The 22,730-nt window shown below is 31.2% G+C and carries 29 protein-coding genes and 1 pseudogene; 2 read left to right on the top strand and 28 right to left on the bottom strand.

What is annotated here, in order from left to right; genetic code table 11:
- Nucleotides 1-21: 21 nt before the first annotated feature.
- Together FYJ26_RS06215 and FYJ26_RS06210 are read right to left on the bottom strand one after the other, a co-directional pair.
- Nucleotides 22-3,372 (bottom strand): DEAD/DEAH box helicase, encoded by a 3,351-nt coding sequence (locus FYJ26_RS06215; protein WP_154540723.1) that lies wholly within the window; start codon nucleotides 3,370-3,372, stop codon nucleotides 22-24.
- Nucleotides 3,372-5,327: an Eco57I restriction-modification methylase domain-containing protein gene (locus tag FYJ26_RS06210; RefSeq protein ID WP_154540721.1), complete on the bottom strand. Its 1,956-nt coding sequence runs from the start codon at nucleotides 5,325-5,327 to the stop codon at nucleotides 3,372-3,374. Before FYJ26_RS06210 ends, FYJ26_RS06215 begins: the two co-directional genes overlap by 1 nt.
- Before the next feature lie 399 nt (nucleotides 5,328-5,726).
- On the opposite strand from FYJ26_RS06210, the gene FYJ26_RS06205 reads away from it, so the two are divergent.
- Nucleotides 5,727-7,262: a Na+/H+ antiporter NhaC family protein gene (locus tag FYJ26_RS06205; RefSeq protein ID WP_229771220.1), complete on the top strand. Its 1,536-nt coding sequence runs from the start codon at nucleotides 5,727-5,729 to the stop codon at nucleotides 7,260-7,262.
- 160 nt (nucleotides 7,263-7,422) lie between these two features.
- Nucleotides 7,423-7,602, top strand: a pseudogene (locus FYJ26_RS06200) (transposase); the annotation flags it as partial.
- 281 nt (nucleotides 7,603-7,883) lie between these two features.
- Here FYJ26_RS06200 and FYJ26_RS06195 read toward each other — a convergent pair.
- The 26 genes from FYJ26_RS06195 to rplX form a co-directional block, all read right to left on the bottom strand.
- Nucleotides 7,884-8,507 carry a class I SAM-dependent methyltransferase gene (locus tag FYJ26_RS06195; RefSeq protein WP_154540717.1) on the bottom strand — a complete coding sequence of 208 codons (624 nt, stop codon included), beginning with the start codon at nucleotides 8,505-8,507 and terminating at the stop codon, nucleotides 7,884-7,886.
- 46 nt (nucleotides 8,508-8,553) lie between these two features.
- Nucleotides 8,554-8,946, bottom strand: a complete 393-nt coding sequence (locus FYJ26_RS06190) for a DUF2178 domain-containing protein (RefSeq protein WP_154540715.1) — start codon at nucleotides 8,944-8,946, stop codon at nucleotides 8,554-8,556.
- A complete protein-coding gene (locus FYJ26_RS06185; RefSeq protein ID WP_154540713.1) occupies nucleotides 8,936-9,145 on the bottom strand; it encodes a helix-turn-helix transcriptional regulator in 210 nt (69 codons plus the stop codon). The genes FYJ26_RS06190 and FYJ26_RS06185 overlap by 11 nt, the downstream gene beginning before the upstream one ends.
- A gap of 119 nt (nucleotides 9,146-9,264) precedes the next feature.
- Nucleotides 9,265-9,837, bottom strand: coding sequence for a sugar O-acetyltransferase (locus FYJ26_RS06180; protein WP_154540711.1), 573 nt, complete (start codon nucleotides 9,835-9,837; stop codon nucleotides 9,265-9,267).
- The gene (locus FYJ26_RS06175; protein ID WP_154540709.1) at nucleotides 9,834-10,421 is read right to left on the bottom strand and encodes a ribonuclease H1 domain-containing protein; all 588 of its coding nucleotides are present in this window, start codon (nucleotides 10,419-10,421) and stop codon (nucleotides 9,834-9,836) included. Before FYJ26_RS06175 ends, FYJ26_RS06180 begins: the two co-directional genes overlap by 4 nt.
- Nucleotides 10,421-11,875: an alpha-amylase gene (locus FYJ26_RS06170; RefSeq protein WP_154540707.1), complete on the bottom strand. Its 1,455-nt coding sequence runs from the start codon at nucleotides 11,873-11,875 to the stop codon at nucleotides 10,421-10,423. Before FYJ26_RS06170 ends, FYJ26_RS06175 begins: the two co-directional genes overlap by 1 nt.
- Entirely contained in the window at nucleotides 11,868-12,515 is a 648-nt protein-coding gene (gene deoC / locus FYJ26_RS06165) for a deoxyribose-phosphate aldolase (protein WP_154540705.1), read from the bottom strand. Before deoC ends, FYJ26_RS06170 begins: the two co-directional genes overlap by 8 nt.
- Nucleotides 12,516-13,604 (bottom strand): SpoIIE family protein phosphatase, encoded by a 1,089-nt coding sequence (locus tag FYJ26_RS06160; protein ID WP_154540703.1) that lies wholly within the window; start codon nucleotides 13,602-13,604, stop codon nucleotides 12,516-12,518.
- 267 nt (nucleotides 13,605-13,871) lie between these two features.
- Nucleotides 13,872-14,213, bottom strand: coding sequence for a 50S ribosomal protein L17 (rplQ, locus tag FYJ26_RS06155; RefSeq protein ID WP_154540701.1), 342 nt, complete (start codon nucleotides 14,211-14,213; stop codon nucleotides 13,872-13,874).
- 9 nt (nucleotides 14,214-14,222) lie between these two features.
- The gene (locus FYJ26_RS06150) at nucleotides 14,223-15,182 is read right to left on the bottom strand and encodes a DNA-directed RNA polymerase subunit alpha (protein ID WP_154540699.1); all 960 of its coding nucleotides are present in this window, start codon (nucleotides 15,180-15,182) and stop codon (nucleotides 14,223-14,225) included.
- A gap of 33 nt (nucleotides 15,183-15,215) precedes the next feature.
- On the bottom strand, nucleotides 15,216-15,809 hold the full coding sequence (gene rpsD, locus FYJ26_RS06145) for a 30S ribosomal protein S4 (RefSeq protein ID WP_154540697.1): 594 nt from the start codon (nucleotides 15,807-15,809) through the stop codon (nucleotides 15,216-15,218).
- 12 nt (nucleotides 15,810-15,821) lie between these two features.
- Nucleotides 15,822-16,226: a 30S ribosomal protein S11 gene (gene rpsK, locus FYJ26_RS06140; RefSeq protein WP_154540695.1), complete on the bottom strand. Its 405-nt coding sequence runs from the start codon at nucleotides 16,224-16,226 to the stop codon at nucleotides 15,822-15,824.
- An 8-nt stretch (nucleotides 16,227-16,234) separates the two neighbouring features.
- Nucleotides 16,235-16,576: a 30S ribosomal protein S13 gene (gene rpsM, locus FYJ26_RS06135; protein WP_154540693.1), complete on the bottom strand. Its 342-nt coding sequence runs from the start codon at nucleotides 16,574-16,576 to the stop codon at nucleotides 16,235-16,237.
- 11 nt (nucleotides 16,577-16,587) lie between these two features.
- Nucleotides 16,588-16,701 (bottom strand): 50S ribosomal protein L36, encoded by a 114-nt coding sequence (rpmJ, locus tag FYJ26_RS06130; protein ID WP_004818043.1) that lies wholly within the window; start codon nucleotides 16,699-16,701, stop codon nucleotides 16,588-16,590.
- A gap of 145 nt (nucleotides 16,702-16,846) precedes the next feature.
- The gene (gene infA, locus FYJ26_RS06125; protein WP_154540691.1) at nucleotides 16,847-17,065 is read right to left on the bottom strand and encodes a translation initiation factor IF-1; all 219 of its coding nucleotides are present in this window, start codon (nucleotides 17,063-17,065) and stop codon (nucleotides 16,847-16,849) included.
- A 164-nt stretch (nucleotides 17,066-17,229) separates the two neighbouring features.
- The gene (locus FYJ26_RS06120; RefSeq protein WP_154540689.1) at nucleotides 17,230-17,874 is read right to left on the bottom strand and encodes an adenylate kinase; all 645 of its coding nucleotides are present in this window, start codon (nucleotides 17,872-17,874) and stop codon (nucleotides 17,230-17,232) included.
- A 4-nt stretch (nucleotides 17,875-17,878) separates the two neighbouring features.
- A complete protein-coding gene (gene secY, locus FYJ26_RS06115) occupies nucleotides 17,879-19,153 on the bottom strand; it encodes a preprotein translocase subunit SecY (protein ID WP_154540687.1) in 1,275 nt (424 codons plus the stop codon).
- Complete coding sequence (gene rplO / locus FYJ26_RS06110; protein ID WP_154540685.1) at nucleotides 19,153-19,596, bottom strand: 50S ribosomal protein L15; 444 nt, start codon at nucleotides 19,594-19,596, stop codon at nucleotides 19,153-19,155. The genes secY and rplO overlap by 1 nt, the downstream gene beginning before the upstream one ends.
- Before the next feature lie 10 nt (nucleotides 19,597-19,606).
- Nucleotides 19,607-19,789 carry a 50S ribosomal protein L30 gene (gene rpmD / locus FYJ26_RS06105; protein ID WP_154540683.1) on the bottom strand — a complete coding sequence of 61 codons (183 nt, stop codon included), beginning with the start codon at nucleotides 19,787-19,789 and terminating at the stop codon, nucleotides 19,607-19,609.
- Nucleotides 19,790-19,799: 10 nt separating this feature from the next.
- Nucleotides 19,800-20,306 carry a 30S ribosomal protein S5 gene (rpsE, locus tag FYJ26_RS06100; RefSeq protein WP_154540681.1) on the bottom strand — a complete coding sequence of 169 codons (507 nt, stop codon included), beginning with the start codon at nucleotides 20,304-20,306 and terminating at the stop codon, nucleotides 19,800-19,802.
- Between the two features lie 15 nt (nucleotides 20,307-20,321).
- Nucleotides 20,322-20,687, bottom strand: coding sequence for a 50S ribosomal protein L18 (gene rplR, locus FYJ26_RS06095; RefSeq protein WP_154540679.1), 366 nt, complete (start codon nucleotides 20,685-20,687; stop codon nucleotides 20,322-20,324).
- Between the two features lie 10 nt (nucleotides 20,688-20,697).
- Nucleotides 20,698-21,237, bottom strand: a complete 540-nt coding sequence (gene rplF / locus FYJ26_RS06090) for a 50S ribosomal protein L6 (RefSeq protein ID WP_154540677.1) — start codon at nucleotides 21,235-21,237, stop codon at nucleotides 20,698-20,700.
- A gap of 10 nt (nucleotides 21,238-21,247) precedes the next feature.
- On the bottom strand, nucleotides 21,248-21,643 hold the full coding sequence (gene rpsH / locus FYJ26_RS06085) for a 30S ribosomal protein S8 (RefSeq protein WP_154540675.1): 396 nt from the start codon (nucleotides 21,641-21,643) through the stop codon (nucleotides 21,248-21,250).
- A gap of 18 nt (nucleotides 21,644-21,661) precedes the next feature.
- Entirely contained in the window at nucleotides 21,662-21,847 is a 186-nt protein-coding gene (locus FYJ26_RS06080; protein WP_154540673.1) for a type Z 30S ribosomal protein S14, read from the bottom strand.
- 11 nt (nucleotides 21,848-21,858) lie between these two features.
- Nucleotides 21,859-22,401 (bottom strand): 50S ribosomal protein L5, encoded by a 543-nt coding sequence (gene rplE / locus FYJ26_RS06075; protein WP_154540671.1) that lies wholly within the window; start codon nucleotides 22,399-22,401, stop codon nucleotides 21,859-21,861.
- Between the two features lie 17 nt (nucleotides 22,402-22,418).
- A complete protein-coding gene (gene rplX, locus FYJ26_RS06070) occupies nucleotides 22,419-22,727 on the bottom strand; it encodes a 50S ribosomal protein L24 (RefSeq protein ID WP_154540669.1) in 309 nt (102 codons plus the stop codon).
- Between the last annotated feature and the right edge of the window lie 3 nt (nucleotides 22,728-22,730).

Raw genomic sequence — 22,730 nt, 5'->3', positions numbered from 1 at the left:
TAAGTGATTTAAGTTGCTTTTTTAATCAAATAATTCGTCCAATTTTTCTTCTAGGTCACCCTCTTTTATGTGTTCAAGAGAGTCAAGTTTTCTTAGATTATGGCTTTCTATTTTAATTTTATCGCTAAATCCTAAAACAAAATTAAGAGCTATCCTATAAATTATCTCAGTAGGAGCTAGACCATAAACTTGATTTTTAAATATATGATTTAGTCTTTCTTCCTCATTAGGAAAAATCTCTTTTATTTTTTCACTTCTAAATAATCTTTTTACAATTTCTGAAATATATAATCCTGATTTCATATATAAGTCTATGAAAGTTTTGTCTTTGCCATCAAAACATCCTGGGTTTTCTTTTTCTAATAAATCCACCATTTGTATAACTACTTTTTTAGGTGTAAATATTTGGTTAGTCTTCTGAGGAGGTATATAGTCGAATATATCCATTTTAGTATCATCTTCGAAATAATTTGAAAGTTTTTCTTTTTTATTTAAAAATTCTTTAACAGAATCATTAAATACTATTTGATCAAAGAGATTCCCCTCATAGTGTTTTGTCTCTCCACTTATTTCATCTGTGTAATCTCCACCATCTCTTAAAAATCTAAATTCATTTAAGCTTATACTTGTTACTTCTTTAAATACATAATCAGGTACAATTTGATCAAATGTTTCAAGATTTGTATTCTCATCACCATAAGCCATCAAGAAAGAAGGAATAGTTCTTGAAAAACCTCTTAGATGATCTCTAATACCATCTTCAATTGTTTTCTTTTCTTTTTCTTTTATATCTGTTTCAACTGTTTCTACTATTTCCTCTCCTGACTTCTTGAATATTTCTTCACTTTTAAATTTTTCCTCTATATTTTTAAACAATTCTTTTCTCTTAACTTCTAATTTTTCATTATAATCTTTGTCAATTTTAGTGAGCTCTTCAGATGTTTTTGCCTTAGCTTTTCTATCTTTTTTTTCTGATTCAATTATGTTTTTTTCTACTTCATAGTTACCATATTCTTTTTTGACAACCCTATCAGTCATATACTTTATTTTATTTTTTAACTTTCTACTAGAAGACTTACTTAAATCTTTACCATAATTTATTTTTGTAATTTCCATAAGATTATCTACTATAGGTTTACTAAAATCTTCTTTTAATCTTTCCAGATCATTTGTTTTTTTCTTATTTGAACTCTTATATTCCTCTGAAGTTTCATTAATCTTCTTTCTTATATCTTTATATACTTTATCTCCGAAAAGACTATTTGCTTTTCCTATTATCTTATGCTTAGGTATGGAAATCTCATTATTTTCATCTAAATCTAAATCATCTTTTGTATTATCATTTATATCTATATCTTCCTTTCTTTTGCCCTCTTTTTGTGGCTCAAATTTATTTATAATATCCCTTATCTCTTTTGGAGCTTGAAATATATTTGATATATTTGTAAATAAAAAATTAGACATAAATCCACGATTAACTACTTCATTTGCATGGATTTTTCTAGGAACTGTAAGAACTTTTTCAGAATCAAGTTCTACCATAAATCCTTCTTCGTCTTCTCCATACACAGGAAAAAAGTTAAGAAGTTCCCTAATATTTTCTTTCCTATTTTGAAGATCTCCCCCACCATTTGAAGTATCCTTGTTTAAATCATTGGCAAATTCTTCAAAAATTATAAGACTTCTTGCTGGATCAAAATCAAATACATAAGAATTTTTCTTTCGTAGATTTTTTCCATTTTCTTTAAAAAGACATGGATTTTGGGCTCTAAAAGCAGACTGCATATATAGAGCTGGACTTTTCATATTTGAAAGAATCAATACCGCAGTCCATTCTGGAATAGTGATACCAGTAGTTAATTGTCCTACTGATAAGGTTATAGTCTTATCATAATTTTTAATAGCATTTACTACCTTAGTATAGGATTGTTCAAATATATCTTCATCATCTAATTTTCCATCACCAGCTGCAAGCACTATCTCATATTCTCTAAAAACTGGATTATCAGAAAGCTTACTTGCAAGGGCTTTTGCGCTATCAACCCTATCTAAAATCCAAAAGGTGTGTTTAAGTTCATTTCTCAAATCTTCAGTTGAAAATGGAAACTTATATAAACTTGTTAAAGAATCCAGAAACTTGTCTACATCTGATTCATAAACAAATTTACCCTTGCCATTAGTTGCAAAAAACTCGTTTAAGTCAAAAGCGTATTCTTTATTCTCTCCTTCAAAATCTATCCCCTCTTTTACTTTGTCTTTTATAATTTCAGACATTTGATAGGTATATAGATGTAGCTTTGGCAAAGCTAAGTATGGGTTTTCTTCTTCCTGTGTATTGTCCCAACTCTCTTTGGCTTTTTGTTCATCAGCATAGGTCCAATTATATATAGCATCATCCGAAAACTTATAATTTGCTATTGCCTTAAAAGGAGTACCTGATAGGTGAAGAGTATTTTTTCTAGAAATATGGTCGAATGCTACATCCGTTTTATAGGTATCAACTCCCTCATGAGCCTCATCTATTATTATAATATCCCAATTAATTCCTATAGGTTTCCCTTCGCTGTCTTTAGCTGAACTTAACTCCCTTAGTTTATCACTGTTAGGATCTCCTCCAAAATACTTCGAACCTTTCAAGTCTTGTAAACTTACAAATTCTATACACCCCTTTACATTTTCATCACTTGAAACTTTTTTAATATATTGATTTCTATCTAATACATTTGAATTATCCCTTACACCTTCAACATGGCTTACAAAATAATATCCGGAGTTAAGACCTATAAATTTCTCAAAATCATTATACCAAGAATTAACTATGGCAGGTCGGTTAGTGACTATAAGTATATTTTTAAAGCCCATTTTCATGCACAAGTCATAAGCTGCAAGAGTCTTACCAAATCTAGGCTTGGCATTCCACAAGAATTCTCCTTCTTTATGACTTGCAAAATAAGCTATAGTCTTTTCTACTGCCTCTTCTTGTTCTTTTCTTAGTTTATATGGTATGGGAAGATTTTTGCTAACTTTAAATCCCCTATTTTCCCTAAAATCATTAAATTCATCCTTAGCATCTTTTGGATCTATCTTAAACCATTCAGTTCCCTTTTCTCTTTTGATACCTAATTTGTTTAGATAAGCATGGAACTCTTTGTCAGTAAAGGTTTCATTACTTCCCTCATAGGTTGCATTTTTGACCCGTTCTTTAATATATTTAATATTAGCTGTATGTGTCTGTTCTTTTATTCTTGTATCTACATCTCTTTCAGTAAAACCAATCTTGGTCCAGCCTTGATGATATTCTACTCCAGGAGTTGTGTAAGCGTAACATTTAGGAACAACTTCAACACTGGTACTTATATTAATTTTTTGCATTATTTCATCTCCTGAACCTTATCTTCTATAAAGTTAATTTCTTCATCATCTAAAGCATATTTTTTATATAACTGTTGGTCTATTTCAGCAATGGACTTAGACCAATCTATATCAGAATTTTCTGTGAAATCTTGTAATGGAACATTTGCCCATGTTTCTTTATTATTTCCTTGAGTTATTTTTAATATCCCTAATAATGTTCTACAAAATTTTGTTTTAACATATTTCAACATTGCCTTAGCTTCATATAAAGTATCAAATTTACCAAAAGAAATAAACGTTTGTGTATTCCCGATTAGGGGTTCCCCGATTAGGGGTGTACTTAAAACCTCTCCAATTGCTCCTGAACCATTAGCAGAAGGAACGAACACTTTATACTTATAGAGTACATCATCATTTTGGATATATTTTTTCTTAATATATCTATAAGCCCTTTTTTTATTAACTAATCCAAGAATTTTATAAGAATCATCATATATTTTATCTTTTGTAAATATTTCAGGTAATCTCTCCATAATAATTTGGCGTAATCTCTTATCTCTACCCTTATTCCCTATTATATTTTTATATTCAGGATAGTCTTCATACAGTGCATCCAAGTCAAATTTACTTTGTATTTCAATTATTTCTCTTATATCTTTAAATTCATTATTATTTACAACTTTATTTCTAATACTCGCTAATTCTTTAAAACTTGTAAATGCTTCTATTGGTCCGAAATCTTTACTTTCATCCCTATATGTTATTGCAACTCCACCTTTAATATCAGTTCCTTTAAAAACATCACTAGATTTCTGCTTATATTTTAAAACCTTAAAATGTTTATCATTTAACATTTTTTCATTCCAAGGCTTTGGTGTTTTTCCTGCATTAAATAAGAATCTAGCTGGAGTAATAAGTAATACTTTATCAGCAATATTAAATGATTCATCCATAAATAAATTATATACAGGACTATCACTTGTACTTTGACCTTTCGCTTCTAAATTATAAGGCGGATTCCCAATCACAAAATCAAATTTTTTCATCTCTTTCTCCTTTATTTCCTTAAATAAGACTGACTTATTGGAACGCCAATCATATATTCTACAAGGTGTAGCCTTTATTTTTTTATCTTCATCAGTTTTTTCAAATAAAGAAACTTGACTCTCTTTTTCTAACTTTTGACTAAATGGTTCCTCATCTTTCAGTCCATTCATTTGCCATATATTCCAAGCTATAATATTTGCTATCTTTTTTATTTCTTTATCACTTGGCCTTTCATTCCATCTTTTTTCATAATATTCAACATAAGTTAGAAGGATATTTATTCTAGCTATAAGTAGATTATCTCCTTGATATTCATAGCCGTAGATTGCTTCTATTGCCCTAGTTGCCCGCTTCTTCCATTCAGCCTTATTCCTGCTATTTTCATTTACAATCCTTAATTTCCTATCTAGAATACCAATTCTTTGATTCAAATCTTCTATAAGTTTTCCACTTACTACATCATATCTTGAAACAAGGTAAGGAGCCTCTCCACAAGTTATTTCAAGCTTTCTTGAATCAACATAGTCTTTCCAAGTCTTATCTTTTGGAAATTTTATCTTATTTTCTATGGATTCCCATGACTTATCTTTTTCTATATTGAAGACATTTTTGTATCCAAACCACTCTTCATCTATAAAATTTATCATTTGGTTAACCACCCAGGATGGAGTAAATACTTCAGCCCTCTTTCTAGTTCTTTCAAGTTTGATATCTTCATTTTTGTTAATTCTTGCATTAAGTATCCTTGTAACATTGAAGGTATCAGCTAAAATATAGGAAGTTTCATTATAGGCCTCTCCCAAATTTTTATAATTATCACTAGCCCATATTATATTTTTCTTTGTACTTTTATTCTCTAATAGACGTTTTAGACCAACTCTTACTGCATATGAACTTTGATCTAAATTATTTATTTTTTCTGACATTTGCTTATCTTTCTCTATCTAAAAATTCTTTTTAAAATTGGATTATTATCTATATTGTATCAGTTTTAATAGATTATTTCACTTTATTAATTCATATTACTACTATAAAAAAATATTTTGTAAAATTATTTGACAACTATCTTTTAATTTGTTATTATCTAAGAAATACTTTGAAAAGCAAGTAAGTTATAGAATTATCTTAAGAGAGGTCTTGGTTGGTGTGAAAGACTGGGTTTTGTGATTGAAGAGAGGCTTTTAATAGTTGGGAGTATAATACATAAGCTTTCCCGTCTAACCCTCGTTATGGGTTCTAATGAGGCAAATTTATTTTGTGAATTAGGGTGGCAACACGTTTTTTTCGTCCCTTTTGTCGGGGCGATTTTTTATTTGGAGGATAATATGGATGATAATATTTACTATGGATTTTTGTCACTATTACCTGCACTTATTGCAATTATTTTATCTATATGTACTAAAAATATTATAGTTTCACTTTTGATTGCAGTTTATGTGGGTGCTTTGATTATTAATAATTTTAATCCTTTTACAGGACTGATTTCTATGATTTCTGATTTTATGTATGTAAAAATTGCAGAGGAGTCTAACGCCCAGACTATTTTTATGATGTCTATTATTGGGGGTTTTGTGGCTCTTTTAACTAGTACTGGTGCTGCCAATTCTTTTGCAAAGAATATGACTCATAAATTAGATAGTCGTTCCAAGGGTGAGTTTTTAACATGGATTGGAGGAATTGTTATATGGTTTACTGATACTGGTAATTCTCTTATACTTGGACCTATATTTGAAGAGATTTTAGATAAGCTTAAGACTTCCAAGGAGAAGTTTGCCTATATTCTAGATGTTACTTCAATTTGTGATGCTGCTTTAATTCCTATTATAGGTTGGGGTGTTTATTCTATGGGTCTTATAGATACTGAACTTAAAAATTTAAGTATAAACAGTATTAGCTCATGGACTGTTTATGTAGGAGCTATTCCTTTTAATTTTTATGCTATAATCTCCCTTGTTTTAGCTGGTTTTTTAGCCTTTAGTCAGTTTGATTTTGGTCCTATGCTTAAGGCTCAACATAGGGCAGCTGTTAAGGGTGAGACTATGAGAGAAGGTGGAACTCCTATGAGAAAACCCATTAAAGAGCATTTTAATAAGGATGTAGATGTTTCTGTTTGGATTATGATTATTCCTTTGATTGTAATGGTTATAACTATTTTTACTAACCTTATTTTAAATGGCTTTCCAAGAGATGTTGTTCCTGGAAAGATGATTAGGTCATCTATTGCTGCAGGATTTTTGCTTGCATCTTTGACTTTGATTTTACTTTCTATGAAAGATAAGATTATGACTTTTAATGAGTGTATGTCCATATTTTTGAAGGGTGTTTCTAATTCTTCTTTTATGGCAGTATTACTTACTCTTGCTTGGTCTTTGGGAGGAGTTTCTACTCAAATGGGAACTGCTGAGTATATCTTAAGAATTACAGAAGGATTCTTGAGTCCAGAAGTTCTTCCAGGAATATTTTTCCTTATAGGATGCATAATGTCCTTTGCTACAGGTTCTTCTTGGGGAACTATGGCAATTCTTATGCCACTTGCTATACCTATGGCTTACAAGCTTGATGTATCCCTTTCAGTTGTAGTTGCCGCAGTATCATCTGGTGGACTTTTTGGTGATTCATCATCTCCAATATCAGATACAACTATGCTAGCCTCAACTGGGGCCGGTGGAGACCATATGGACTTTTTCACCTGTATGCTACCTTACTCATTAACTGTAGGAGTTATCTCTTTTGTAACTTTTATAATAGCAGGACATATGGCATCTAATCTTATAATATTTGCCTCACTAGTATTTGTTCTTGTACTAGCCTATCTACTACACAAGTTCTTTATGAAAAAGTATGGCTTTGATAAATTTTAATAAAAAAATATTTTATTTATTAAGTTATAAGCTAGTCTATAACAAAAAAGGATAGAGCCCGTATAATTGTGTAAAAAGAAAAAGGTCATTTGAAACCTAACCTAGTACAATGTTTTTAACAAGCCAAAACTAAACTAGGAGGTATCAAATGACCCAATTACATTGTAGACTTAAATCAACCAATTGCTTAGAAAGACTAAACGAAAAAGTTAGAAGACGTAAAAAAGTGATTGGAATATTTCCAAATCAAGAATCGGCTATTAGACTAATAGAAGCAATCCTCATTGATATCAATGAGGATTGGATAACATCTTCTAAATTGTATATTAGAATGAAATAGTAAATATTTTACTAGTAATTTTTGCACAATATTATGGACTTGACTAAAATCATGTAAAATAAAGCGATTTCTTTATCTTATTATATTAAAATTTATCCCTATAGTTTTCTAATTTTATAAAAAAAGCACCGTCTCCAGTGCTTTTAAAATATTTGCTAACTATTTTTTTATATAATTTCATAAGTTTTCCTACACATTCAAATTCTAGCATATTCTTCTAATCAAATCTAGGTATTTATTAGTTTAGTTGGCTTATATCAGCCAAATTTCAAATTAAAACATCATCTCTTATTTGATATGCTTAGTAAAGCTGAACAAAAAGAATACTTTTCAAAAACTAAATTTGGCAAATATTCTTTAATTTCTTCATATACAAAATATATTTCTTCATCATCCCGGTATTTTCCAGCTTTTAATTTACAAGATTCTAAATCTTTTCTTCTCTCAAAAGCTACATCTCCAATAAATATTTTTCCACCTTCATTTAATAGTAAAAGTAAAGATTTTATAAACGAAATCTTTTGTGAATCTTTCAAATGGTGAAGTGAATATGTTGCAATAATTACATCATATCTTTGTTTTCCCAAATCTTCTACTAGTCCTTTAGTAAAATCGCCTTTATATAGCCTTGCATTTGGCATTTTTTCTTGAGCAGTCTTAATCATCTTTTCAGAGAAATCTTGCCCATAGATTTTATATCCTTTTTCATATAAATGACTTGCTAAATTTCCTGTACCAAAGCCAATATCTAAAACTTTTTTTCCATTTGATTTTAATACTCTATTATAAATCTCATTTAAAATTTTTTTATAAGCTGCAAAAGGATATTCCTTATTATCATCTGATAAAGTAACACTTTCATTATAATTTTCAGCCCACAAGTTAAATCCATTATTATCTAACAATTATTTCTCCTCGATTTTTATATATGATTTTACAAATTTATTTATATCAATATCTACTCTCATAATATCTTGAAATGAAAATCATGATTAAGGGAGATATAAAGACTGATATTCCTAAAAATATTGCTGGTAAGTATGCCTTTATTGACATTGAGATTATTGCGATTATTCCCATTAACACCATTAATATTGCTGACATTGTTGCATTTACCTTATCTCTTATTTTCTCATTTCTTTCATCATTTATACTTATTCTATAATCTAAATCTTCCTTTAACATTTTATTATGAATTATTTTTACATAACTAACAGTAAAGCTTATAGCAAATACTTGGGTTAATATTATTTCTAATGTTTTATTTAAATCTAATAAAAATACTACTAAAAGGCTTAAGATTCCTATTAAACATCCTAAATACCAAATTTTATTATTTTTCATAATCTTTCTCCTCATAGATAAAAATTTCTTCAATTTTTAGATTAAAATAGCTTGCAATTTTAAAGGCCAGTATTATTGATGGATTGTATCTTCCATTTTCCAAAGAACCTACAGTTTGTCTTGATACTTCTAGTGCTCTTGCAAGCTCTTCTTGCGTTATACCCTTTTCCTTTCTTACTTCTTCAAGTCTATTTTTCATTTAACCACCCCACTTATGTAAAGTTAGCTTTACATATATTATAATAATTTTAATAATTTATGTCAAGTTTACTTTCCATATTTGTTGATTGATAAAAAAATAAACCCTGGAAACTGGGTTTATTTTCTATTATCTTCACTTATTTTTCTAATCTCTCTACAAGGATTACCAAAGGCAACTGTGTTGTCTCCTATATCTTTTGTTACGACTGATCCTGATCCTATTACAGTATTATCTCCTATTTTTACTCCAGGATTTATTATAACACCTGCTCCTATCCATACATTGTCCCCTATTTCGACTGATTTTGCATATTCTAGGCCCTCATTTCTTCTTTTATAGTCGATTGGGTGTCCTGCTGTGGATATGGTTACATTTGGGGCTATAAAGACGTTTTTTCCTATTTTTACTTTCGCCCCATCTAGTATTATAAGCTTGTGGTTTGCGTAAAAATTTTCTCCAACTTCTATATTAAATCCATAGTCACAATAAAAAGGACTTACTATTTCTATGTTTTTTCCATGCTTTATTTGTAATTTATCAATAATTTCAAGTTTTTTCTTCTCATCACTTGGCATAGTATTATTATATTCAAAACATATGTCTTTCGCTTTAAGTCTTAGTTTTAAGATTTCTTTATCATAGTTTGCATCGTATATTTCGCCTTTTAGCATTTTTTCAAATTCCCTCATATTTTTATCCCTAGTGATTTTTTAGCCAGGGCATCTGCCAAGTCGTTGTATTTGTCGTTTGAGTGAGCCTTTACTTTTATAAAATGAATATCTATCATCTTTTTAGCGTTTTGGAAAAAGTTATAGTATCTTTGGGTTAGTTCGTTATTTCTCTTCCAAGATCCTTTTGCCCATGATTCTATTCCTTGATAGTCAAAGTGAATATAGATTGTTTTTTTACCTTCTTCTATTGCCTTATTTATAGCTCCAACGCTCGCCTTAACCTCTCCTGCCACATTTCTATGAATGTGAAATTTATCATCAAAGGCTTCATATATCTCTTCTATCTTATCATCAGTAATGTAGACTATACCTGTCCCATATTTCTTATCATTTTTGGAATAGGAACCATCTATATATGCTATTACTGAATTCTTGTCTGCCTTTACTTCTATTTCTTTGTCTAAAAGGAAGTCTTCTGCCTCTTCTTTTTTCTTGAAGGATTTGTATATAGCTCCCTTATATCCTTTTACCTCTTTTAAACACAAATCCCAGGATGTATATATCCCGGGATTTCTGCCCTTTTTAACTGCATAATATTTCATTATTTTTCTATACTTTCTTCACTTACCCAATATGCTACTGAGCCCGGTCCAACATTAAACATTCCATTTCCATTTTCATCTATGGTTACTTTATTTTTGTTTTTCCCAGATAAATCTACATAATTTTTTCCAGCTTCTTCTTCTCCAACAAACATTTGTTTTTCTGCCATATCCCCTATAGATATAATTACTGCTAGGGAGGAAGTATCCTTATCGGTCCTTCTTACCCATCCAACTACTTGTGGATTATCAAAATAGTCATCTTGTTCTCCAAATGAATATTTTATTCTTACGCTTAACATATTATCTATCATATCTTTAAGTGGCTCTTTTTTAACCTGACCTTTTAGACCATAATAATCGCCTGCAAAGATACAAGGATAGCCGTCTTTTCTAAATAATATAAGTGAATAAGCAATTTCTTTAAACCAATCCTCTACCCATGAGTCTAAAGATTGACCTGGTTGAGAGTCGTGATTATCAACAAAAGTCACTGCTTGGAGTGGATGCCTTTCAACTATTGTGTTATTAAAAATATTTCTCATATCATAGCTTCCGTTGGATTTGCTTGCCTCTTCCATATGAAAGTGAAGTGGTACATCAAACAAGTCTATCTTCCAATCAGTATCATCAAGATAACCATCTATTTTCTTTTCATCATATTGCCAATATTCTCCAAAAAGATAAAAATCATTTCCTTTTTTATCCATTATATGTTTGGAAAGATCATAGATAAAGTTTTCTGATATGTGTTTTAATGCATCATACCTAAAACCATCTACCTTGGTTTCTTCCATAAACCAATCAACCCACTTGAATATTTCTTCCCTTACTTCTGGATGGTTATGGTCTATATCAGCATTCATAAGATAGTCAAAATTTCCCTTCTCATGACTTACACCTTCATCCCAATACTTCCCATCACCTAATATCCTATATATGGCCTTGGTACCTGTATTTGAATCATAGTCTACACCTGAAAAGTGATAATAGTGCCAAACAAAATCTGAGTATTTGCCGGCTCTTCCAGGAAAGTCAAAACCTGTCCAAGCCTTTATTTTTATATCTCCAGATACGTCTTTTTCTCTATTATTTTGATCTACCATTCTTGCCATGAATTCTTCTTCAAAGTCAGCATTTCCTTTATGGTTTAATACTACATCTGCATAGACTCTTATATCATTTTTATGGAGTTCATCTATTGCATCTAGAAGTTCTTTTTTTGTACCATACTTTGTTCTTATACTTCCCTTTTGATCAAATTCTCCCAAATCCCATAAATCATATATACCATAACCTACGTCTTGGTCTCCACCACCCTTACACATAGGTGGAAGCCAAAGAGCATCTATACCAGATTCTTTAAGCTTTTTTGCATTTTTCTTTAAATTTTTATAAAAGTTACCATCAGCTGGTGTATCCCACTCAAAGGCTTGCATCATAACATCAGGCATTTTCTTCTCCTTTAACTATAGCAACAGATGCAGAAGAGCCTAGTCTATTTGCACCAGCCTCAATCATTTCTATTGCTTCAGCATATGTGTGAATTCCACCACTTGCCTTAACTCCTAAATCATCTCCTACAGTTTTTCTCATTAAGGCAACATCTTCCTTTTTAGCACCAGCTGTTGAAAATCCAGTAGAAGTTTTTACAAAATCAGCTTTTGCTTCTTTAGAAAGTTCACATATCTTTACTTTTTCTTCATCATTTAAAAGGCAAGTTTCAATTATTACTTTTAAAATCTTATCTTTTGAAGCTTTCCTAACTTCTTTTATATCATTTAAAATATAATCGTAGTCCTTATCTTTTAACCTTCCTACATTTATAACCATATCTATCTCATCTGCTCCGTCTTCTATGGCACACTTTGCCTCAAAGGCTTTGGCTTTAGTTGACATTGCTCCAAGTGGAAAACCTACTACAGATGTTATTCTTATATCTTTATCCATATTCCTTATATATTTTACAAAGGATGAGTTTACACAAACTGATTTAAACTTATATTTCTTAGCTTCTTTTACAAGTTTTTCTATTTGCTCTACTCTTGCATCTGCCTTTAGAAGTGTATGGTCAATATAATCATTGATTTTCATCTAATTCTCCTTATATTCTAACAAGCAAAGACTTATGTCGTCTTCTTGCTCACCCCAATAGTATTTATCTAGCTCGTCTAAAAGCTCATCTAATTTCTTTAGCTTTTTTATGCTTTCTTCTAATCTATATACCCCAAATTCTTCTTTATTTGCATCTTTTGCTTCTGTTACTCCGTCTGTATAAAATAAAATCTTGTCATTTGGATGTAGTTTAACTGTGACTTCCTGATAGATATTTTGCTCTATTATATTTGATATCATTCTTCCTGATACAAGAAGTTTGTTTACATAGTTCTTATTTTCTTGGTAATGGAGAGGTGGGCAGTTTAGTCCTGCATTTGAATAGGTAAGGATATTATATTTAGTATTGAATATACCAACCCAGACTGTAAAATACTGGGATGAGTTCATATCAAGCTTTACAAATTCAGACCTCAATTTCTTTAAAACTTGACCTGGTGAATAGTTTTTATGACTTTCAAGTATTCCTATTATAGATAATTTTACAAACATGGTCATAATTGATGCCTTGACTCCATGTCCCATTACATCTGCAATATAGAAAGCGAACCTATTTTCATCAATTTTTATTATATCAAATAAATCCCCTGAAACATCATTTGAAGGAATGTATCTTCCTTCAAGTTTTATTTTCCCATATTGCTTGTTTTTAGGAAGAATACTTGATTGAATTTTTCTTACAAATCTGATATCATCTAGCATCTTTCTGTTAGCATTAAAAAGCTCAACTTTCATTTTAGATTCACTGGTAATATCTCTATAAACTTCGATAGTGCCTACAAATTCTTTGTCAAAATATAAAGGTGATGACTTTTTTGAATAGTACTTGCCTGCTATCAACTTTTCTTCTTCTATTGTATTATTTTTAAAAATATCAGCTTGTTCTTCTAAGTTTTCACTTTCTACATTTAACTCAATGAGTGATCTATCAAGGTGAATATCTCTTCTCATCTTTTCATTTACAAAAATAAGTCTTCCGTATTTATCAAGAATTCTCACCCAATCATCCATTGAGTTTAAGGCATAAAAGTTAATTCTACTAAAATTTTCGATTTTTTCCTTACCCATTTCTACCTCTTTATAACATATTCTACTTTTATGTTATCATTTATAGGATATATTTTCAATTTATAAGTGATTTTATTATATTTCTACACAAAATTAATTTAAAATTCTGCCTATAAATCTTTAATTAGCAATATTTAGTATATATAAAACTATAAGTAAATATATATTCATAAATAATAGATAGTATTATACCACTTGTTTATATATTTTAAATTTTTCAATTAAAAAAAGCACCTTATTTTCATAAGATGCTATAGAGTAAGTTTATTATACTAGTTCTATAATAGCTCTTTCAGAACCATCGCCTCTTCTTGGTCCTAATTTTAGTACTCTAGTATATCCACCATTTCTGTCCTCATATCCAGGTGCTATTTCATTGAATAATTTTTGAACTGTAGATGGTTTATATATATAACTTGCTGCTTGTCTTCTTGTGTGAAGTGTATTCTTCTTACCTAATGTAATCATACGATCAGCCATTTTTTGTGTTTCTTTTGCTCTTGTTAGTGTAGTGATTATTCTACCATTATCTAACAAAGAAGTTACTTGATTTCTAAGTAAGGCAGTTCTATGATCTGTCCTTCTACCAAGCTTTCTTTTATTAGCCATCATTTCCTCCTAATCTTCTTTTAAGCTAAGACCTAAACTTTCAATCTTATCTTTTACTTCATCAAATGATTTTTTACCAAAGTTTTTGATTTCTTTAAGTTCAGATTCACTTTTTTCTATAATATCACCCACATTTGTAAAGCCTGCTCTCTTTAGGCAGTTAAATGATCTTAGTGATAGGTCTAATTCCTCAATTGTTTTAGCCTTTTGTTCAGATTGATTGTCTTCTTCGATTATTTCATCTTCAACTTCAACCTCTTCTTCTTCAGGTGGGAATTGTTGACCTGGTAATTCTTTGAAAAATCTAATATCATCCATAAGAATTGTTGCTCCAACACTAAGTGATTCTTGAGGAGTGATTGTTCCATCGGTCCAAACTTCAAGTATTAATTTATCATAGTCTGTTGATTCACCTACTCTTGTATTTTCTACTGTGAAATTTACACTCTTTACTGGTGTAAATGATGAATCTATGGCTATGGCCCCTATTGGGTCTGTATCTTTTTTGTTTTCTTCTGCTACCCTATAACCCTTACCATCAGTAACATCAAGAGCTATGAATAATCTTCCCTTTTCATTTACTGTAGCAAGATAGTGGTCTGGATTAGCGATTTCAACTTGATTGTCAGTTTTTATATCTTTTGCTGTAACAATCTTTGGACCTTCAATATCTAAAAAAAGTGTTATATCTTCTTTTGTATATTTTTTTATATCGATACCTTTGATATTTAATATTAATTCAGGCACATCTTCAACAACTCCTGGAATTGTTGAGAATTCATGTAGTACCCCGTCTATAAGAATCTTTGAGACGCTAGAACCAGGTAAGGATGATAAAAGCATCCTTCTCATACTGTTTCCTATGGTTGTACCATAGCCTCTTTCGAGTGGATATAGAACAAACTTACCGTAGTTGGTTTCTTCATCTATATCTAAAATTTCAATCTTTGTATCTAATTTCTCTATCATTGTATCTCCTTAGTTCTAACAATTTATCTAATTCTATTTAGAATAGAACTCAACAATCATACGCTCTTCTACAGGTATATCAATGTCTTCTCTTGCAGGGAAGTGTTCTACCTTAACCTTAAGATTTTCAAGGTCGCTATCTAACCAAGATACCACTCCAAATGAAGCGTTAGCTTCCTTTACAGCCTTGAATAGTTGTGATGATCTTGATTTTTCTTTAACTTCAATTACATCACCTTCATTTACAAGTATTGAAGGAATATCTACATTCTTACCATTTACTAAAAGGTGTCCATGAGTTACTATTTGTCTTGCTTCTCTTCTTGTACGAGCAAGTCCTGATCTAAATGCTATATTATCAAGTCTTCTTTCACAAAGAATAATTAGGTTTTCACCTGCTTGTCCTTCTAATTTAAGAGCTTTTTCATAATAGCCTCTAAATTGTTTTTCACTTACTCCATAAATGAATTTAGCTTTTTGTTTTTCCCTTTGTTGCATACCATATTCACTAAGTTTTCTTCTTTGATTAGAGTTTGTTCTTTTAGATTCTCCTGAATAACCTAAGTATGCTGGGCTTATTCCTAAGCTTCTACATCTTTTAAATATTGGATCTCTGCTTACTGCCATAATCTCTCCTTACTAAACTCTTCTTCTCTTAGGTGGTCTACAACCATTGTGTGGAATTGGTGTTACATCTTTTATCATTGTTACTTCAAGTCCTGCTGCTTGCAAGCTTCTGATTGCAGATTCTCTTCCAGAGCCTGGTCCTTTAACAAAAACTTCTACTGTCTTAAGACCGTATTCCATAGCTTTTTTAGCTGCCTCTTGTGCTGCCTCTTGTGCTGCGAAAGGAGTAGATTTTCTTGATCCTCTAAATCCTAATTGTCCAGCACTAGCCCATGAAAGTGCGTTACCTTGAGCATCTGTCAAAGTTACCATTGTGTTATTGAATGTTGAATTGATATGAGCTTGTCCTCTTTCGACATTCTTTTTAACTCTTCTTCTACCTCTTTTAGCAGAAGATTTTCTAGTCTTTGCTGCCATATCTCCTCCTAATGTCTTCCTTTTCTAGTTCTAGCGTTGTTTTTTGTATTTTGACCTCTTACAGGTAGACCTTTTTTGTGTCTCATTCCCCTATAACAGTTGATTTCTCTAAGGTTTCTGATATTCATTGATACTTCACGTCTAAGGTCACCTTCGATTGTGTAATCATCAAGTGCCTCACGAATTTTACCTAATTCGCCTTCTGTAAGATCTTTCATTTTTGTATCAGGGTCGATTCCTGTTTTTTCTAATATTTCTTGTGCTGAAGATTTTCCTATACCATAAATATAGGTTAATCCAATTTCTGCTCTTTTTTCTCTAGGTAAGTCTATACCAGCTATTCTTGGCATCTAAAACCTCCTTAACCTTGTCTTTGTTTATGTTTTGGATTTTCGCAAATTACCATTACTTTACCATTTCTTTTGATAATTTTGCATTTATCACACATTTTTTTTACTGATGCTCTAACTTTCATTATCGTTCTCTCTTTCTTTATACTAACTTGAATAAAATAATCTAACTTTGACTAAACAGCTTATTTGCTCGCTTAGTTTTTCGGACTCACTTCGTTCGTCTCGAAAATTAAAGATTTTTTTCAAAAATCTTTAACACTGCCGTGACTACTTCTTTCTCCAAGTAATTCTACCTTGAGTAAGATCATATGGGGATAGTTCTACTGTTACTGTATCTCCTGGTAATATCCTAATGTAGTTCATTCTAAGTTTACCTGAAATATGTGCTTGTATTTGGTGACCATTTTCAAGTTCTACTTTAAATATTGCATTTGGTAGAGCTTCTTTAACTACTCCTGTTACTTCTATAGCATCTTTTTTTGACATCGATAAAATCTTCCTTTCTTTAGTGTTTATCTATTAATGTCTGATTGATTCGCTTTTAACAACAAGACATGATCTAGATATCTTTAGGTAAAGACTCTATCTTCATCTCGTTTTCGATTTTGTAATTTATTGAAAAATTCAGTATATTTGTCATATCTCGAAAATTATTTTCCTAAACTTTTTTTAATTTGCTCAAAAACTTCATCAGGAGTTTTTGTACCGTCAATAGTAACTAATATACCTTTATCATTATAGTAATCAATCAAAACTGATGTGTGTTTCTTGTAAACATCAAGTCTTTCTTTAACTGCTTCTGGTCTATCGTCTTCTCTTTGGATAAGTTTTTCTCCTGTTTCATCATCAATTCCTTCAACTTTTGGAGGATTGTATTTTATATGATAAACTTTTCCAGTTGATATATTTACTCTTCTTCCAGATATTCTTTCAATAATTACATCTTCTGGTACTTCTATATTTATTACCTTATCAATCTTATTATCTCTTTTTTGCATTCCTTCATCAAGTGCTTCGGCTTGAGTAATATTTCTAGGGAAACCATCAAGTAGAATTGTTTTGCCATCTTCTACCTTATCAAGGGCATCCCAAACCAAATCTATTGTTAATTCGTCTGGAACTAGTTGTCCTTTGTTCATGAAGCCAACAGCTTTTTGGCCTAAAGGAGTGTTGTTTTTTATATTTGTTCTAAATATATCCCCGGTAGATATTTGAACTGCATCCAATTCTTTTATTAACTTTTCTGCTTGTGTTCCCTTACCTGCTCCCGGTGGTCCTAACAATATGATATTCATTATATTACCTATTTAAAAATCCTTTGTAGTTTTTCATAGTAAGCATAGCTTCTATTTGTTTTACTGTTTCAAGTATTACACCAACAACTATTATTACTGAACTTCCACCAAATGATAAGTTTAGTCCTAAAAATCTTGATGATATTGCTGGTACTATTGTTAGTAAGGCTAATGAAATAGCACCAATAAATGTGATTTTATTTGCAACTTTGGCTAAATAGTCACTTGTTGGTTTTCCAGGTCTTATTCCTGGTATAAATCCACCATTTTGTTGTAGTTGCTTAGCATACTCAACTGTATTAAATTGTATCATGTTATAAAAGTAAGCAAATACTAATATAAGTACTGCTTGTATTATAAGATATAATACGAATCCAAATGTTGATTGGCTAAAGAATTTATTTAAAGCTCCTCCGCCTGCATTTCCCATAAATAATGAAATTGTTGATGGTATTGCAAGAACTGCTGAAGCAAATATGATTGGCATTACTCCACTCATGTTTACCTTAACTGGTATATGGGTTGATTGTCCACCATACATCTTTCTTCCAACTACTCTTTTTGCATATTGTATTGGAATTTTCCTCTCACCTTCTGTAATCTTAACGGTGAATAATACTATAAAGATTACTACAATTGCCATTATTATTATTGATAAGATGGAAGTTGTATTGTAGTGAAGTCCTGTCTTCCATGTACTTAATGTTTTTGGTACGTTAGCGATTATACCCATAAAGATTATAATTGATACACCATTACCTATACCTTTTTCTGTTATGGTCTCACCCATCCATGTAACAAGCATTGTTCCACCGATAAGCACTACATTCATAACAAATTTTTGGAATGTTGTTGCAGATGATAGTGCAGCTCCATATAATCCGTTTGTTATGGCTATAGCTTGGAATATTGCAAGAAATATTGTCATATATCTTGTATATCTTTGTATAGCCTTTCTACCTGCTTCGCCTTCTTTAGTTAGCTCTTCAAACCTTGGTATTACTACTGTTAATAATTGCATTACGATTGATGCTGTAATGTAGGGTTGTACACCAAGTGCAAATATTGATAGGGTTGAAAGTCCACCACCTGTTAACATATTTAAATAATCAACGAGTGTTCCTTCCATTCCTTTATAGGCATCAGCCAACTTTTGGGCGTCTATAAATGGAATCGGGATGTTGTTACCTAGCCTATAGATAACTAACATCACTAGAGTGAAGTAGAATTTTTTTCTAATTTCTTCTTCACTCCAAGCTCTCTTTAGCGTATCTAACATTAGATCACCTCAGCCTTTCCCCCTTGGGCTGTGATTTTTTCTTCTGCTTGCTTTGTAAATTTGTGAGCTTTAACTGTTAATTTCTTTGTTAATTCACCATCGCCTAAAATTTTGATTCCAGCTTTAGCTTTGTTTTTATTTAAGATTTTGTTTTCAAATAAAAGTTCAGGTGTAACTTCTGTTCCGTCTTCAAAGATTTCTAATTCTTCAACATTTATTACTTCATATTGTTTTCTGTTGAAGTTTTTAAATCCTCTTTTTGGAAGACGTCTAAATAGTGGCATTTGTCCACCTTCAAATCCTGGTCTAACTCCTCCACCACTTCTTGAGTTTTGTCCGTCTTGACCACGACCTGCTCTTGTACCATTTCCACTTCCTGGACCTCTACCTTTTCTATTTTTTGTTTTTAGCTTTTGGTTAGGTTTTAAATCGTGAAGTTTCATTCTACACCTCCTAGCTTAATTCTTTTACTTCCAACATAAATGGAATTTTATTTATCATTCCTCTTAAGGCAGGATTATCTTCTCTTACTACAGATTGTCCAATCTTTCTAAGACCTAAGGCTTTAGCTGTAGCGATTTGATCATCTTTTCTACCTATGAAGGATTTTTTTAATTTGATTTCAACTTTTGCCATAGAATACTCCTTAATAATCGAATTCTTCTATCGATTTACCACGTAATCTTGCAACCTCTTCTACTGTTTTCATAGATTGAAATGCTTTTATACAAGCATTGATTATGTTTTGTGGGTTTGATGAACCTAGGTTTTTAGCTCTGATATCTTTATAACCTGCAAGTTCACAAATAGCACGAACTGGTCCTCCAGCTATGATTCCAGTACCTTCTGATGCTGGCATAAGAAGTACTTGACCAGCACCTTTTTTTGCTAAGATTCTGTGTGGAACTGTAGTATTTACTATAGGAACAGAAATCATGTGTTTTTTACCATCTTCTGTTGCTTTTCTAATAGCTTCTGGAACCTCTGTTGCTTTTCCAGTTCCTATACCTACATGTCCATTTTGATCTCCTACTACCACTAGGGCAGCAAATCTCATGTTACGTCCACCTTTTACAGTTTTAGCAACTCTATTTATACTAACTACTCTATCTTCGAGGTTTAGTTTGTCTACATCTTGTTTTAATAAATACATCTAAATCCTCCCTCGTTAAAACTTAAGACCATTTTCTCTTGCTGCTTCAGCTAGGGCTTTTACTTTTCCATGATAAAGATATCCGTTTCTGTCAAAAACAACCTCTTCAATTCCTTTATCAAGTGCATTTTTTGCAATTTGCTCACCAACTTTTGTGGCAGCATCAATATTTGCACAGTTTTCTAAGCCTTCTTTTACTTCACTTTGAAGAGTGTTTGCACTTGCTAGTGTAACACCATTTACATCATCTATTAGTTGTGCATATATATTAGTATTTGATTTGTAGACACTAAGTCTTGGTTTTTGAGCAGTTCCACTGACTTTATTTCTTACTCTAAACTTACGAGTTTTTAATTTTTGCTCTTTTGTTCTTTTAGCCATTTATTGCCCCCTACTTACCTGTCTTACCAACTTTTCTTCTAACATGTTCGCCCTCATAACGGATTCCTTTACCCTTATATGGTTCAGGTTTTCTCCAATTTCTGATATTTGCTGCATGTTGTCCAACTAGTTGTTTATTTGTTCCCTTTACAATAATAGTTCTATCGTTAGGAACTTCTACTTCAATACCTTCAGGATCTTCCATCTTAACTTGGTGAGAGAATCCTAGGTTCATTACAAGTGTATTTCCTTGCTTTTGAGCTCTATATCCTGTACCTTCAATTTGAAGTGTTTTTGCATAGCCTTCTGTTACACCTACTACCATATTGTGAACTAATGATCTATAAAGACCATGTTCTTGATTTTCAAGTTTTGTAGGATTTTCAGAGGCAATTATATTTAATTCATTATCTTTTTGCTCAATTTTTAGTCTTTTAGATACTAATTGAGAATCTTCGCCTTTTGGTCCTTTTACTGTAATCAAATTGTCTTTAACATCAATAGTTACTCCAGAAGGGATTTCAATTGGTTTTTTACCTATTCTTGACATTTATTCCTCCTTACCATACGTAACAAATAACTTCTCCACCAACATTAGCTTGGCGAGCGTCTTTATCTGTTAATAGTCCTTTTGATGTTGATATTATTGCAATTCCAAGTCCATCTAATACTTTAGGCACTTCATTTGCTTTAACATAAACTCTTAATCCTGGTTTGGATATTCTTCTAAGTCCTGTTATAACTTTTTCGCCTTCTTCTGTATATTTTAAATCTATTGTAAGAACACCTTGCTTATTGTCTTCTTCTACATCAAAGCCTTTAATATAACCTTCATCTAAAAGGATTTGAGCAATAGCACGTTTCTCATTAGAAGATGGTAAGCTTACAGATAAATGATTAGCCTTGTTACCATTTCTTATTCTAGTTAGCATATCCGCAATTGGATCTGTCATCATAATTAATTTCCTCCTAACTTACCAGCTTGCTTTTCTTACTCCAGGAATTTCCCCTTTGTTTGCGAGCTCCCTAAAGCATATACGACATAAACCGTATTTTCTTAGTACACCATGTGGTCTTCCGCAAAGCTTACATCTTGTGTATGCTCTTGTACTATATTTTGGTTTTCTTTTTTGTTTCGCAATCATTGACTTTTTTGCCATTTTTTGCTCCTTTATTTCTTGTAAGGCATTCCCATTAGTGTTAAGAATGCTTTAGCTTCTTCATCAGTTTCAGCTGTTGTTACAAATGTGATATCCATACCATGTAAGAAATCTACATCATCGTATTTAATTTCTGGGAATATTAATTGTTCCTTAATTCCTAACGAATAGTTTCCTCTTCCATCAAATGAATTAGGATTTATTCCTCTGAAGTCTCTAACTCTAGGTAGGGAAATTGAAATTAACTTATCCATAAAATCATACATTCTTTCTCCTCTAAGAGTTACTTTTGTACCTATTGCTTGTCCTTCTCTTAGTTTGAAGTTAGATACAGATTTTTTTGCTTTTATTTCAATTGGTTGTTGACCTGTGATAAGTGCAAGTTCGTTTTTAGCTTTTGTTAATAAGTTTTTATTATCCTTAGCTTCCCCAAGTCCTATATTTATAACAATTTTTTCAAGTTTTGGAACTTGCATTAAATTTTTATAACCGAATTGATCCACAAGTTCTTTAACAACTTCTGATTTATATTTTTCTTTTAATCTACTTGTCATAATTACTCCTTTTGGACCTAATCGAATTTCTCGTCAGTTTTTTTGCAAACTCTAACTTTTTTGCCATCGATTATTTCAGTTGATGTTCTAACACCTTTTTTAAGACTTTCTGAGTAAAGAAGAACTTTAGAAGCATAGATTTTTCCTTCTTTTTCAATTCTTCCACTTTCTTCTCCCATTTGTCTTGCCTTTTGGTGTTTAACTATGATGTTTGCACCTTCAACTATTACTTTATTTTCTTTAGGGAAAGCTTTAAGTACTTCTCCTACATGTCCTTTATATTCACCTGATATTACTTGGACTTTATCGCCTTTTTTAATATGCATGTA

Origin of the sequence: Anaerococcus porci (genome assembly GCF_009696575.1) — a bacterium.
Lineage (GTDB): Bacteria > Bacillota > Clostridia > Tissierellales > Peptoniphilaceae > Anaerococcus > Anaerococcus porci.
Note: the sequence above shows the minus strand (reverse complement) of the source record. Positions and strands in the feature narration are given on the sequence as shown.

Bases quoted from the DNA above. Each gene is read 5' to 3' on its own strand.
- infA (WP_154540691.1), bottom strand. From the start codon at position 17,065: ATGTCAAAAAAAGATGCTATAGAAGTAACAGGAGTAGTTAAAGAAGCT.
- rpsK (WP_154540695.1), bottom strand. From the start codon at position 16,226: ATGGCAGCAAAGACTAGAAAATCTTCTGCTAAAAGAGGTAGAAGAAGA.
- rpmJ (WP_004818043.1), bottom strand. From the start codon at position 16,701: ATGAAAGTTAGAGCATCAGTAAAAAAAATGTGTGATAAATGCAAAATT.
- FYJ26_RS06150 (WP_154540699.1), bottom strand. From the start codon at position 15,182: ATGATAGAGAAATTAGATACAAAGATTGAAATTTTAGATATAGATGAA.
- rplR (WP_154540679.1), bottom strand. From the start codon at position 20,687: ATGGCTAAAAGAACAAAAGAGCAAAAATTAAAAACTCGTAAGTTTAGA.
- rplE (WP_154540671.1), bottom strand. From the start codon at position 22,401: ATGACAAGTAGATTAAAAGAAAAATATAAATCAGAAGTTGTTAAAGAA.
- FYJ26_RS06120 (WP_154540689.1), bottom strand. From the start codon at position 17,874: ATGAATATCATATTGTTAGGACCACCGGGAGCAGGTAAGGGAACACAA.
- FYJ26_RS06080 (WP_154540673.1), bottom strand. From the start codon at position 21,847: ATGGCAAAAAAGTCAATGATTGCGAAACAAAAAAGAAAACCAAAATAT.
- FYJ26_RS06205 (WP_229771220.1), top strand. From the start codon at position 5,727: ATGGATGATAATATTTACTATGGATTTTTGTCACTATTACCTGCACTT.
- deoC (WP_154540705.1), bottom strand. From the start codon at position 12,515: ATGAAAATCAATGATTATATTGACCATACACTTCTAAAGGCAGATGCA.
- secY (WP_154540687.1), bottom strand. From the start codon at position 19,153: ATGTTAGATACGCTAAAGAGAGCTTGGAGTGAAGAAGAAATTAGAAAA.
- FYJ26_RS06185 (WP_154540713.1), bottom strand. From the start codon at position 9,145: ATGAAAAATAGACTTGAAGAAGTAAGAAAGGAAAAGGGTATAACGCAA.
- rpmD (WP_154540683.1), bottom strand. From the start codon at position 19,789: ATGGCAAAAGTTGAAATCAAATTAAAAAAATCCTTCATAGGTAGAAAA.
- rplX (WP_154540669.1), bottom strand. From the start codon at position 22,727: ATGCATATTAAAAAAGGCGATAAAGTCCAAGTAATATCAGGTGAATAT.
- FYJ26_RS06170 (WP_154540707.1), bottom strand. From the start codon at position 11,875: ATGCCTGATGTTATGATGCAAGCCTTTGAGTGGGATACACCAGCTGAT.
- rpsM (WP_154540693.1), bottom strand. From the start codon at position 16,576: ATGCCAAGAATAGCTGGTATAGACTTACCTAGAGAAAAAAGAGCAGAA.
- rpsH (WP_154540675.1), bottom strand. From the start codon at position 21,643: ATGATGACAGATCCAATTGCGGATATGCTAACTAGAATAAGAAATGGT.
- rpsE (WP_154540681.1), bottom strand. From the start codon at position 20,306: ATGTATTTATTAAAACAAGATGTAGACAAACTAAACCTCGAAGATAGA.
- FYJ26_RS06210 (WP_154540721.1), bottom strand. From the start codon at position 5,327: ATGTCAGAAAAAATAAATAATTTAGATCAAAGTTCATATGCAGTAAGA.
- FYJ26_RS06180 (WP_154540711.1), bottom strand. From the start codon at position 9,837: ATGAGGGAATTTGAAAAAATGCTAAAAGGCGAAATATACGATGCAAAC.
- FYJ26_RS06175 (WP_154540709.1), bottom strand. From the start codon at position 10,421: ATGAAATATTATGCAGTTAAAAAGGGCAGAAATCCCGGGATATATACA.
- FYJ26_RS06190 (WP_154540715.1), bottom strand. From the start codon at position 8,946: ATGAAAAATAATAAAATTTGGTATTTAGGATGTTTAATAGGAATCTTA.
- FYJ26_RS06215 (WP_154540723.1), bottom strand. From the start codon at position 3,372: ATGCAAAAAATTAATATAAGTACCAGTGTTGAAGTTGTTCCTAAATGT.
- rplF (WP_154540677.1), bottom strand. From the start codon at position 21,237: ATGTCAAGAATAGGTAAAAAACCAATTGAAATCCCTTCTGGAGTAACT.
- rplQ (WP_154540701.1), bottom strand. From the start codon at position 14,213: ATGGCTAATAAAAGAAAGCTTGGTAGAAGGACAGATCATAGAACTGCC.
- rpsD (WP_154540697.1), bottom strand. From the start codon at position 15,809: ATGGCAGTAAGCAGAGATCCAATATTTAAAAGATGTAGAAGCTTAGGA.
- rplO (WP_154540685.1), bottom strand. From the start codon at position 19,596: ATGAAACTTCACGATTTAAAACCTAACCAAAAGCTAAAAACAAAAAAT.
- FYJ26_RS06160 (WP_154540703.1), bottom strand. From the start codon at position 13,604: ATGGGTAAGGAAAAAATCGAAAATTTTAGTAGAATTAACTTTTATGCC.